General features: G+C 75.2%; 8 protein-coding genes. All 8 read right to left on the bottom strand.

The window, feature by feature from the left end:
• Positions 1-49: 49 nt before the first annotated feature.
• The 8 genes from ACQPXD_RS11615 to ACQPXD_RS11580 all read right to left on the bottom strand — a co-directional run bounded on the left by ACQPXD_RS11615 (position 50) and on the right by ACQPXD_RS11580 (position 12210).
• Complete coding sequence (locus ACQPXD_RS11615; protein ID WP_432837571.1) at positions 50-283, bottom strand: thiazolylpeptide-type bacteriocin; 234 nt, start codon at positions 281-283, stop codon at positions 50-52.
• A gap of 59 nt (positions 284-342) precedes the next feature.
• Entirely contained in the window at positions 343-2433 is a 2091-nt protein-coding gene (locus ACQPXD_RS11610) for a TOMM precursor leader peptide-binding protein (protein WP_432837569.1), read from the bottom strand.
• A 152-nt stretch (positions 2434-2585) separates the two neighbouring features.
• Positions 2586-2804, bottom strand: coding sequence for a hypothetical protein (locus ACQPXD_RS11605; protein ID WP_432837567.1), 219 nt, complete (start codon positions 2802-2804; stop codon positions 2586-2588).
• Between the two features lie 21 nt (positions 2805-2825).
• Complete coding sequence (locus ACQPXD_RS11600) at positions 2826-5027, bottom strand: peptidase domain-containing ABC transporter (protein ID WP_432837565.1); 2202 nt, start codon at positions 5025-5027, stop codon at positions 2826-2828.
• Entirely contained in the window at positions 5024-8314 is a 3291-nt protein-coding gene (locus ACQPXD_RS11595; RefSeq protein ID WP_432837563.1) for a type 2 lanthipeptide synthetase LanM family protein, read from the bottom strand. Before ACQPXD_RS11595 ends, ACQPXD_RS11600 begins: the two co-directional genes overlap by 4 nt.
• A gap of 118 nt (positions 8315-8432) precedes the next feature.
• Entirely contained in the window at positions 8433-11231 is a 2799-nt protein-coding gene (locus tag ACQPXD_RS11590; protein WP_432837561.1) for an AAA family ATPase, read from the bottom strand.
• 137 nt (positions 11232-11368) lie between these two features.
• Complete coding sequence (locus ACQPXD_RS11585; RefSeq protein ID WP_432837559.1) at positions 11369-11881, bottom strand: DsrE/DsrF/DrsH-like family protein; 513 nt, start codon at positions 11879-11881, stop codon at positions 11369-11371.
• Positions 11882-11895: 14 nt separating this feature from the next.
• Positions 11896-12210 (bottom strand): TusE/DsrC/DsvC family sulfur relay protein, encoded by a 315-nt coding sequence (locus tag ACQPXD_RS11580; protein ID WP_432837557.1) that lies wholly within the window; start codon positions 12208-12210, stop codon positions 11896-11898.
• Position 12211: the final 1 nt, after the last annotated feature.

Raw genomic sequence — 12211 nt, 5'->3', positions numbered from 1 at the left:
GTCGCCGGCCGTGCCCGGGTACGGCCGGCGGCGGGCATATCCGGTTCGATCAGCCGCAGCTGGACGTGCTGGTGCTGGTGGAGCAGCAGCTCGACGTGGAACAGGAACAGCAGCTGGAGCAGGAGCAGCTCGAGCTGCACCACACAGACATGGATCCGTCATCGACGATCGGGAAGTCGACGGGGGCGTCCGCCAGGTCCTGGGTCGTGGTGGCGACGTCGAGGATCTCGAACGTCTCGGCCTCGACCTGGAGCAGATCGGTCTTGAGCTGGTGAGCGGGCATGAGTTCACCTCCCTTCGGCGCGTACGGACCGCTTGCCATACGTACGGTCGGGTGCGTCCTCAGCGGTGCAGGAGCAGGATCCGACCGGTCTGGTAGCCGCCGACCTCGGCGACGTCGTCCGGCGTGGTCGGTACATAGAGGGCGTCGCCCTCGGTGCCGGCGAGGTGGTCGAGCAGGTCCGCACGGGTGGCGGGGGCGCCCTCGGGCGCCGGCTCCCCGGCGGCCGCGATCCGGTCCGGCAGCCCCGCCAGCAGCGGGTCGCCGAGATCGGCCGGTTCGCCGTGGTAGGCGGCGAGCTGGGCCGCGCCGAGCAGGTCGCGCAGGGCGTGCTCCACCGCGTCGGCGCGGCCGGCGGCGAAGCCGACCCGCCAGCCGGGGTCACCGGGGCCGTCGAGCCCGGCCAGGACCACGCTCACCGGCGCTCCCGCGTCGACCAGCCGCAGCACGGGCCGGTGACCCAGGTGGCCCAGGCAGTCGCGGAGGAACTCCAGCCGCTGCCCGGTCAGCCGGTCCGGGTCGAGCTCGGTGACCCGCGCGGTGCCGCGGACCAACGCGTCGAGGGCGCGGTAGGCCAGCGCGCCGCGGAGCCCGGCGAACGTCACGTCCTCGGCGTCGGTACCCACCGCGAGGCCCGCGGGGGTGGTCTCGAAGATCCGCTCGCGGTTGGCGGCGCCGTGCGGGAAGACCGCCGCCGCCGGGACGTACCGGCGCTCGCCGGTCAGCAGCGAGGTCGCCGCCAACCAGGCGCCGGGCAGGGCCGCCTCCGGCGCGGTCAGCCCGGCCCAGGTGTCCAGCGCGCCCGGCGCGACCGCCGGGGCGTCCAGGTCGGCGGCGTGGGCCCGCACGACCGGGGCCACGGCCAGCCGGTCGGCGTACCACCCCAGGGCCGTGCGCAGCACCGCGAGCCGGGCCTGCAGGACGGTTTCCACGTCGAAGGCGGACAGTTGCCGGCCCGCGTCCGCGGGCCCGATCCGCAGCCGGGCGGTCGGCAGGGGCGACTGGCGCAGCTCGTCGTCGGTGAACCGGGCGAACACCCCGGTGTGCTGATCGACGAGACGGCTCAGCCGGCGGTACCGGTCCTCGTCGGTGAGGCCGGACGGCGGTTCAGGGGCGGGCCGGCGCTGCTCGCCGCACAGGGTGCAGCGGGGGTGGGCCAGCAGCGGCGCCAGGCCGGCCTCCAGGGTCACCGGGTCCTGGACCAGCACGGCGCCCGCGGTGTCCGGCTCGAGCGCCCCGGTCAGCTCCCGGAACGCGTCGAACGCCGCGGCATTGCCGATCATCCGGGCCACCGCCTCGGTCCCGCCCGACTCGCCGCCGGGCCCGCGGCCGAGCGCGACGTCCTGCCACAGCCGCGCGGCCAGGCCGGCCGGATCGTTGGCGGTCAGCCGGAGCTGGGCACACATCCAGCACCCGGTGGTGCCCGGGCGCCACAGCGGACCGAGCACGGCCCGCTCCTCGCGCAGCACGGCGGGCAGGAACGCCACGCCCGCGGCCAGGCACCGCCGGGCCAGGTCGGCCACCTGCGCGAGGTCGGGTTCGTCGGCGCAATAGAGCACCAGGTCGAAGCCGACGACGGCGTCGCCGGTCGCGATGTCGGCGCCGAGGGTACGGGCGGTCGCCGCGATGCCGTCGCGGTGCGCATCGCCGCCGGCGGCCGGCGGCAGGTGCAGCCGGCCGAGGCCGTTGCGCAGCAGGCCGGTCGCGGCGGCGTCCAGCGCGTGGCCGGCGCCGAGGAGCAGCACCCGCGCGGTGCGGAAGGAAAGGAACCGGGTGACCGGCTCGTCGGTGAAGTGGCCGAGGAACGCCACCTGGGCGGCGAAGCGCTCGGCCACCGGCTCCGGCAGGGTCACGCCGGTCTCGCCCTGGAAGTCGCGGGCCATCCCGCGTTCGAGGAGGGCGCCGACGAGGGAGGTGACCGCGCGGGCCTGCCCTTCGGGCAGCCCGTCGCAGAGCTCGGCGAGGGAGTGTTCGCCGGTGAGGTACTGGCTCACCGTCGTCATCAGCCGGTAGGCGCCGGCGCCGCGCATCATCATCGCGGCGTGCGCGCTGCGCACGTAGACTCCCTGGTCGCTTTCGAGCCACACCACGTCGTCCCTGAGCCGGGGCCGGGCGCGCAGCGCGGTCGATGCCGGTGAGAGCGAGGTCGTCATGGGAGCAGGGTTCCCGGCCGCCGGGGTGCGCAGCATCGGGAGATCCCCTAGGGTGCCACCCCAACATTCGCTGGCGTCGATTGGAAACGGCGGAGGGCCATGCCGCGGCGGGTGCCGCGGCATGGCCCTGGTCGTGCGGGGATCCGGGTGCCTTACATCTCCTCGCATCCGCCGTTGCAGGAGAAGTACGCCGTGGGGTCGCACGGGTGGGCCCACGTGCAGATGAGGAACGTACAGGTGAACGTGCCCTCGGCGGGCGCGGTCGCGCCGGCCACCTCCAGGTCGATGTCGCCGGCCGGATGCGGCAGCGTCAGCCCGGCGGCCCGCAGGTCGGGGTCCTTCCAGGCGCGGATGATGTCGTCGTTGTCCATCGCGTCACTCCCTTGCCTCGATCACGGTCTGGTCGAATGCAGCCCGGCCCGGGGAGCCGGGACGGTGTCGCTGACCTCCTCTCGGGAAGCCCGGTGGTCGCCGAAGAGGGCGAAGTAGTGCCCGCGCCGGCGCATCAGGTCGCCGTGCCGGCCGCGCTCGACGACGCGGGCGCCGTCGAGCACGAGGATCTCGTCGGCGTTCTCGATCGCCGACCGCCGGTGCGAGATGACCAGCCGGGTCACCTCCAGCCGGTTCAGCGCCTCGTCCACCCGCCGCTCGGTGGCGGGGTCGAGATGGCTGGTGGCCTCGTCGAGCACGAGCAGCCTCGGCCGGTGCACCAGGGCCCGGGCGAGCGCGACCCGCTGGCGCTGGCCGGCGGACAGGGCCAGGCCGCCCTCGCCGACCTGGGTGTGGTAGCCCATCGGCATCCGGGCCACGTCGTCGTCGAGGCCGGCGACCTGGGCGGCCGCCTCGATCTCGGCGGGGCCGGCGTCGGGCCGGCCGAGGCGGATGTTCTCCTCGATGGAGCCGCTGAACAGCGACAGGTCCTGCAGTACCGCGCCGCAGCTGCCCCGCAACTGGTGCAGGTCGATCGCGTCCAGCGTCAGCCCGTCGACCCGCACCTCCCCCTGGCCCGGCCGGAGCAGGCCGAGCACGAGCAGCGCGAGCGTGCTCTTGCCGGAGCCGGTGCGCCCGGCCACCCCGACCTTCCGCCCGGGCGCCAGGGTCAGGCAGACGTCGCGCAGCACCGGCTCGCCGTCCTGGTCGTAGCTGAAGCTCACGTCGGTCAGCTCGACCGCCGCCGGGCGGTGCCGCTGCGCCGCCTCGGCGGCGCCGACCGGCTCCACCGGCGCGTCGAGCACGTCGTACATCCGCTCCACCTGTGCGCGTACCAGCTGCAGGGACTGACCGGCGCTGATGAAGGAGCCCAGCGGGGCGAGCACCGACGCGGCGATGCTGTTGGCGGCGAGCATCGTGCCGACCGTCAGCTCGCCGCGCAGCACCATCACCACGCCCAGGGTCAGCAGCGCGAGCGGCGCGAGGGTGCGCAGCGCGGCCTGCAGCGACTCGACCGTGGCGGAGGTCCGTCCGCGTCGTACCGTCGCGTCCTGAAACTTGTCGAACAGCTCGCTCCAGCGGCGCAGGGCGCTCGGTTCGGCGCCGTTGGCCTTCAGCGGCAGCATCGCCTCCAGCGTCTCCACGAGGTAGCTCTGCTCCTCGGCCATGGCGCTGATCTCCCGCTGGGCCAGCCGCCGCGACCGGCGGTAGGAGCCGAGCAGGATGGCGCCCTGGGCGGCGCCGATGGCCAGGGTGAGGCCGAGGTAGGCCGGGGAGAGCACCACCAGCCCGCCGAGGTACAGGCCGAGCAGCACGGCGTCGAACAGCACGGTGAACAGCTGCCCGGTGAGCGCCTCGCGGGTGGTCGCCACGCTGGACAGCCGCATCAGCAGGTCGCCGCGCGAGCGCTGGAGGAAGAACCGCAGCGGCAGCCGGAGCAGGTGGGTGACGAACGCGCGGGTGAGCACGACGTTGGCCCGGGCCCGCAGGTTCACCAGCAGCCGGGCGCGCAGGAACGACGTGGCGCCGAACAGCAGCACGGTCGTCGTGACCGCGGTGATCAGCAGCGGCACCAGCTCCCACCGCTGCCGCGGGATGAGCCGGTCCACGGTGAAGCCGGTGGCCACCGGAAACGCGAGGCCGACCAGCTGCAGCGCGGCGGACGCGGCGAGGATGCCGGCCATGCGGGTGCGGGTGCCCGGCACGGCGAGCACGTCGCGCAGGTACCGCACCAGCGGCCAGTCCCGCACCCGGGACCGGCGGCGGACGAAGTCCTCGGTCGGGCGCAGCGTCATCGCCACGCCGCTGAAGTGCTCGGCGAACTCGGTGCGCGGGATCCGGCGCCGTCCGTTCCCGGGGTCGGCGATGCGGACCCAGTCGCGGCCCACGCGCTCCACCACCACGAAGTGGCGGCGACGCCAGAAGACGATCGCCGGTAGCGCCGGGTCCTCGGGCAGGTCCGCGGTCACCTCGGCGGCCAGGCCCATCCGGTCGGCGGCCCGCACGATCTGGGCGACCGTGAGCCCGTTGCGGCCGGCGGCCAATTCGCCGCGGCACCCGGAGACGGTGGTGAACCGGCCGTGGTAGCTGGCGACCATCGCCAGGCACGCGGCGGCGCACTCGGTGATGGTGAGCTGTTGCCGCAGCGGTACCCGGCGCCTCATGCCCGCCCCGCCTCGCGCGGCGGCTGCAGCCGCAGCACGGACGCCACCCGGTCCGGGCAGGCCAGCCGCAGCAGCCCGTGGCCGATCCCGGCCAGCCCGGTCAGCAGCCCGGGCGAGTCGATCGCCTGCGGCGTGCCGCACCGCGGGCCCTGCGCCGCGAGCGACGCCAGCACCCGTTCCGCCACCTCGGCCAGCGCCAGGTCCAGCTGGTCGCCGCCGGTGTGCTCGCGCGCGGCCAGCAGCAGCTCGGCGTTGCCGAGGTCGCCGTGGCACAGCGAGTGGTTCGTGCCGAAGCCGTGCCGGAGGGTACCGCCGAGCGCCAGGCCGAGATCCGTGTGCAGGGCCGGGTCGTCGAGCACGCCCAGCGCGTCGGCGCGGGCCAGCCCGATCCCGGGCGCGCCGTGGCACCAGGCGAACATGTGCGAGAGCTCGGCGTCGGGCCGCAGCGGATCGCGGCGGAAGTCCGGCCAGTTCTCCCACTCCGGACGGTACTGCTCGCGCTCGTAGGCGAACGCGGCGAGCCCGGTCTCGGTGTACCGGCCCTCGCCGGTGGCCGCGCCCAGCCGGATCAGCGCCCAGCCGGCCCCGGCGGCGCCGTGCGAGAAGCCGGTGAGCGGGCGGCGGACGTCGACCGTGGCCGGCCAGGCGACGCCGCGGCCATCGGGCCGGGCGCGCTCCAGCAGCCGCCGGCCCGCGTGACCGGCCAGCTCAAGCGCCCGCGCCGACCCGGTGCCCGAGTGCACGGCGAGCGCCGCCGCGATGACTCCGGCCGAGCCGCCGACGACGTCGAGCGTCTCGTCGTCGTCCATCGTGGACGGTGCGAGCCCGAGCACCCGCTCGGCGAGCGCGAGCCAGGACGCCTCGCCGGTGCCGGCGGCCACGTGGGTGAGGGCGTAGGCGAGGCCGGCCAGTCCGGTGAAGCCGCCGGCGTCGATCACCGTCCGGCGCTGCTCCGGCGCCATGGCGGCGAGCCGGTCCACCAGGTCCGGCAGCGGCCAGAGGGCGTCCCGGCACAGCCGGGCGTAGCGGTCCTCGCCGGTGATCGCGGCCAGCTGGGCGAGGAACAGCGCCACGCCCGGGTAGCCCGAGTACAGGTCCCAGCGCAGCGGGTTCACCCGCCAGCGCGTCCCGACGAGGTCGAGGCCGAGCCAGGAGGCGCGGGCGCCGCGGCGCACGGCGAGGGCGGCGATGCGGTCGCCGAGGTCACGGGCGGCGGCGACGCAGGCGTCGACGGGCACCGCCGCCGCCCGCGGGGTCAGCGGCGTGCCGGGATCCGGGCGCGGTACCACGTCCGCGGTGCCGGGCCGGGTCGCCAGCGACGCCTGGATCAGCCACTCCTGGCGGTCCCGGTCGGCGTCCCCGAGCTCGGCCAGTTTGGCGCGGACCCGGTCCAGCGACGCCGCCGGGAAGTGCTCGCCGATCCGTTCTCCCCGGCTGGTCCACAGGTCGCGGGTGTCCGGGCGGGCGGTGAACAGCGGAATGTCGCCGCTCCAGAGATCGTCGATCTCGTGGGGTACGACCCGGCGCAGGTCGTCCTGGTCGGCCGAGACCGACCAGAGGAAGTCGAGATGGCGGTCCAGGTCGAGGGCGTCGCGCAGGACGTCGGGGTGGGTGCCCTCGGCCAGCACCGCGCCGTACACCCGGGTGGCCCGCAGCACCGCCCGCACCTCGACGCCGGCGAACCCCGCCAGGGGGCCGGCCGGGCCGGCCAGCTCGTCGCGGTGGGCGACGATCGTCCGGTAGCCGTCGCGGAACCCGGCCAGCAGCGGACCGGCGTAGCGGGCCGGGTCGGCGACGGCGCCGTCGAGGACCGGCCGGTTCCGGCCGCCGCCGAGCTGCGGGCGCTTACGGACCAGGTGCATGGCGTCGGTGCCCGCCCGCTCCCAGGCGGGCAGCGCGTAGGGCAGCACGGCCCCCTGGTCGCCGCCGATGCCGCCCAGGTCGATCGCACCGTCCTGCGTGGACATCACGGTGGGCAGGAGCCCGATGCGCATGACCGAGGAGTCCAGCAGGGCCTGCGCCGGGTCGCCGATCGCCTCGGCCGGGCGCGGGTGGAACAGCGTCTCCAGGTCGATCAGCACCGGCTGGTCACCGCAGGCGACGAGGTTCTCGAAGTGGAAGTCGGACCCGTCCACCGCGTACAGCAACGCGAGCAGCGCGCCGAGCCGGCGGTAGTAGCGCTCGACGTCCTCCGGGCGCTCGCACGGGGCGTGCGCGGCGAACTCGATCCAGCCGTAGGCGCCGCGGTCGAGCACGCGCAGGGTGCGCAGGCCCAGGCCGCCGGCCCGCCGGTCGAACCAGCGCACCAGCTCGTTGAAGCGCTCGTGCACGGCGAGCGGGCGGGGTTTGTAGACCACCCGCCGCCCGCCGGCCAGCTCGACGATGTAGACGCAGCGGCCGCGCTGGTGGCCGTCGCCGGCGCTCAGGCCGATGGACGTCACCGGCCCCGGCGGCGCCCCGTCGAACAGCGCGCCGGCGATCTCGGCCCGGTCGCGGCGCCAGCGCTCGCTGAACTCCCACACCGCCTCGGCGGTGTGCTCGGCCCGCTGCACCAGCAGCCTGGCCAGCACCGGATACTCGGCGAACAGCGCTTCCCGGCCCGCGCGGCCGGCGAAGTGCTCGACGAAGGACCAGAAGCGCTCGGCCGGGGTCTCCCCGTGCAGGCGGCCCTGCAGCCGCAGCACGTTGAGCTCGAGCACCAGCGTGCGCCCGGCGAGGTGGCTCAGTGCCGCGGACAGCTCTCCGGTGACCGCGGGCAGCAGGGCGTCCGGGTCGATGCCGGCGGGGTCCGCCGCCAGCCGGTGCCGCAGCCGGTGGGCCGCGTGGTGCACGAACGGCGCGACGATCCGGGCCATCCCGGCCTGCCAGTCCGCCGCCGTGTCGGTGGCCGGCGGCGCTGCGGGCACGGTGGCGAGGATCTCGTGCAGGGTCGCCGCCCACGCCGGTGGCGTCCCGGCCCGGCCGGCGAGGTGCGCGGCCGACTCGCCGAGCAGCGCCCGCAGCGTAGCCCGGCCCGCCCCCGCCCCGGCGCTCGGACCGGCCGCTGGCCCGGCGAGCCGGGCCAGGTCGGCCAGGCGGTGCTCGAACGCCCCGCGCTCGGCCAGGTCGTGCTCGCGTTCCCACCGCTCCAGCCGGCGCCGGGCCCGCGCCGGGTCGGCGCCGGCGTCGGGCGCTGCCAGGCCCGCGGCGGCAACCCGCTCGGCGAGCGTCAGCGCGCGGGCCCAGGCGGGCCCGGCGAGTTCGGGGAGGGTGGGAGGTACGGGCGAGGCGACCGGGGCTTCGGACACGACTGGCTCCCTTGGCGCGGGCTCGACGGATGCCAGCATCATCGAGGCGCGTCACGCCGTGGAGCATCGGGCGATGCCCGTATCCCCTACCCTTGCCCGGGTCGTGAGCGGGGGCGGATCAGCCGGCCAGGCGGCGGGCGAGCGCCGCCCGGGAGCGCACGCCGAGCTTGGCGAAGACCCGCGACACGTGGGCCTCGACGGTCTTCTGGCTCAGGTAGAGCCGCCCGGCGATCTCCCGGTTGGTCAGGCCCAACCCGGCGAGGTCGGCCACCTCGCGCTCGCGCTCGGTCAGCGTGTCCAGGCCGTCGCCGGCACCGGTGTCGCCGTCGGCCGCCCGGGAGCGCCGCGGTCGCATCGCCGCCAGCCGGCGCTCGTCGCGCCCGAGGGTGCTCGACAGCCAGGCCGCGTCGCACGCGGCGTAGAGTACCTTGGCCCGGCCCAGTTCCTCACCGGCCAGGTCCTGCTTGCCGGCCCGGGCGTACTGCTCGCCGGCCAGGTGCCGGGCGCTGGCCTCCTCGACCCGGGTGCCGGCGTCGGCGAAATACGCCGCGGCGTCGGCCGCGTCCCGGGCGGCGTCGTCGACGGCCCCGGACTGGGCGAGCACCCGGGCCCGGGCGTCGTAGGCGGCGCCGAGCTGGTGGGACAGGCCCATCCGCTCGGCCTCGGCGACGGCGTCCTCGGCCAGGTCGCGGCCCAGTTTCGGCGATCCGAGGTCGGTGGTCGCCAGGGCCCGTAAGGCGAGGCGGTAGGCGACGGCGTCGGTGGTCGTCTGCTGCGACTCGCTGCGGTCCAGTTCGGCCAGGCACATCTCGGCGTTGCCGGCGGCCTGGTAGACGGTGGCGAGGTCCAGGTGCACGAGCTCGGACCACCAGCCCGACCGCGGACGCTCGGCCGGGCCGAGCTGCTCGGCCAGCGCGAGGGCGTGGCGCGGCCCCTCGCGCCACAGCACCGGGCGTAATCGGAGCGCGCTCGCCATCGCCGACGTCTCCGGGCTGTGCACGAGCCGCGACGCCTCCTGCGCCTCCGACGCCGCGTTGACCGCGTCGTGGAGCCGGCCGCGCCGGGTGTGCAGCGCGGCGGCGACGATCAGCAGATACGGGATGCTGTGGCTGCGGCCGTTGCGGTAGGCGATGTCGGTGCCCCGGTCGAGGTGGCGCGCGGCGGTGTCATACCGCTGCAGGTGCATCTCCACCCAGGCCAGGGGCGCGACGAGCTCGATGTAGGGCAGCACGACCGCGTCGCTGGCCGCGTCGACCAGCCAGGCGCTGCGGTCCGCATACTGCTGGGCGTCGGCGATCTCACCGCGCTGCAGGTGGCTGAGCGCGAGCAGGCCGTAGGCCGCGGACTCCAGCGCGGTGTCGTCGATGCCCGCGACGGCCCGCAGCGCCCGCAGCGCGTAGTGGCTCGCCCCGGCCGGGTCCTTGCGCGCGAGCTCGACGGCGGCCAGCTCGACCAGGGCGTGCGCGGCCGGCCAGCCGTGGTCGGGTGCCCGCACGACCTCGGTGGTCAGTAAGGCCTTGGCCTCGTCGAACTGGCCGAGCAGCCGGCACACCACCGACGAGAAGGCCACCGCCTCGACCCGGCGCGCCCCGCGCACCCGCATGACGTCCTGCAGCAGCCGCCGGCTCTCGACCAGCTCGCCGGACATGCCGAGCGCCCGGGCGAGGGCCATCTGCAGCTCGGCCCGGCGGGCGTCGAGGTCGTGCCGCTCCGGCATGAGCCGCAGGGCGGTGCGCAGCAGGCGCGCCGCCGTCACCGGCGCGGTGTGCAGGGAGGCCGCACCGGCCTTGGCCAGGGTGCTGACCGCCGCCTCGTCGCCGTGGCGGGCGGACAGCTCGGTGTGGTGGGCGAGCACCTGCAGGGGCCCGTGCCCGGCGCGCAGGAAGTCGGCGGCCCGGGCGTGCGCCTGGGTGCGCCAGCCGGGGCCGGACATCCAGTAGGCGGCCGCCCGCACCAGCGGGTGGCGGAACCGCAGCCGCGAGTCGGTGGTGGTGACCACCCCGAGCTGGTTGAGATGATCGACCGCGGAGGCCACGGACGGCTCGGGCCGGTCGGCGATCCAGGCCACGAGGTCGAGCGCGACCGGGTCCCCGGCGACCGCGGCGGCGTGCGCGACGTGCCGCAGCTCCGGCTCCAGGTTGCGCAGCTCGGCGCTGAGCACGTCGAGCAGCGCGCTCTCCGGCGTGCCGCGGTCGTCGCCGGTGCCGGCGAGGTGGGCCAGCGTCTCGTCGCCGGCGTCGATGAGCGCCTGCAGGTAGAGCGGGTTGCCGCCGGAGGTCAGGTGGAGCAGCCGCCGCCGCGCGACCGGCTGGTCGGGCACGAGCGCCGCCACGTCCTGCTCGGTGAGCGGGGCGAGCGCGAGCACGCCGGCCGCGTCGCCCAGGTGCGCGGCGGCGTCGACCACACCGGCCGGCGCCTGGGCCGAGCGGTACCCGATGGCGATCAGCAGCGGCCCGCTCGGCGGTCGCCGCAGCAGATACTCGGTCAGCTCCACCGAGGACTGGTCGGCCCACTGCAGGTCGTCGAGGACGACGAGCACGGGCCGGCCGGCGGCCTGGCGCTCCAGGAGCCGGCGCACCCGGTGGAAGAGCCGATACCGGTCGATCCCCGCCGCCGCGGGCCGGCCGTTGACCTCGGCCATCATCGTGGTGAGCGGGTCGACGGCACCGTCGGCGGAGCCGGCGAGCGGCTCGAACGCGGCCAGGTAGACCCCGAACGGCACGTGCCGCTCGAACTCCGTGGCCTGCCCGCGGCAGACGGTGTAGTCGTGGTGCCGCGCCACGGCGGCCAGCTCGGAAAGCAGCCGGGTCTTGCCGATTCCCGGCTGGCCGTGCACGAGCAGCGCGCGAAACCCGCCGTCGCGTGTTTCGGTCACCATCGATTCGATGGTGCGTAACTCCCCGTCACGGCCAATCATGGCCCCTGGACGCAGAACGACTATCACCGCCCTCGGTGTGACGCTCGGACGAGAGCATAGCGCGACGCATCGCCGTATTGAACTGTGTGACGGTGACGACTGGGTTACGCGAAACGCGGCCGCTCCCGCTCGGTGCGTCAGATGAAGAGCAACTGGGCGCCGTCGGTCTTCTCGATGAAGTCGGCGGCGTTGATGATGTCCTCGACCGCGTCGTAGAGGTCGGCCTTGGTCAGGCGCATCATGTCCGCGGACATCCGGCAGGCCCACAGGTGACCGCCGGAGGCGACGATCTGGTCGAGGAAGTCGGGGACCTCGGGCACGCCGACCTCGGCGATCTGCTTGCGCATCATGCGGGTGGCCATCGCGGTCATGCCGGGCAGCCCGCCCAGGCCCTGCGGCAGGTGGGTGGCGGTGTTGCCGAGCGGGGTGAACCGCAGGTGCCCCATCCGGGACTTGGTGATGATGTCGAAGCCCCAGAAGGTGAAGAACAGGTGGGTCTCCACGCCCTCACCGAGCGCCGCGTTGGCCAGGACGAGGCCGGGGTAGGCCATGTCGAGGTCGCCCTTGGAGCAGATGATGGCGAGTTTACGTCCCGTGGTGGCCTCGTCGCCGAAGTTCGGGACGATCGCCGGGACGGCGTCGGTAGTCATGGCGGTGCTCCCTTTCACACACAGCCGTGCGGCTTGGGCAGGCCGGCGATGTACGCCATCTTCTTCGCCGGCTTCTTCGGAAACAGTGCGAACAGTTCCTTGGTCGGGATGCCGCCGGTCGCGGAGACCCGGCGCAGGGTCGCGGTCTCGCCCTGGGCGGCGTAGTCCTCGCGGAGGAATCGGATCGCCCTCCAGTGCGCGTCGGTCAGCTCGATGCCGATCCCGGCCGCCAGGTGCTCGGCCAGATCGGGGTCCCACTCGTCGTAGACGGTGAGGAACCCTTCGGCGTCGACGTGGATGTCGTGGCCGGCGATGCTCGTCACGGGCATG

Source organism: Dactylosporangium sp. CA-092794 (assembly GCF_050948465.1).
Lineage (GTDB): Bacteria > Actinomycetota > Actinomycetes > Mycobacteriales > Micromonosporaceae > Dactylosporangium.
The sequence above is the reverse complement of the archived record's forward strand: the minus strand, read 5'-3'. Positions and strand labels throughout refer to the sequence as shown.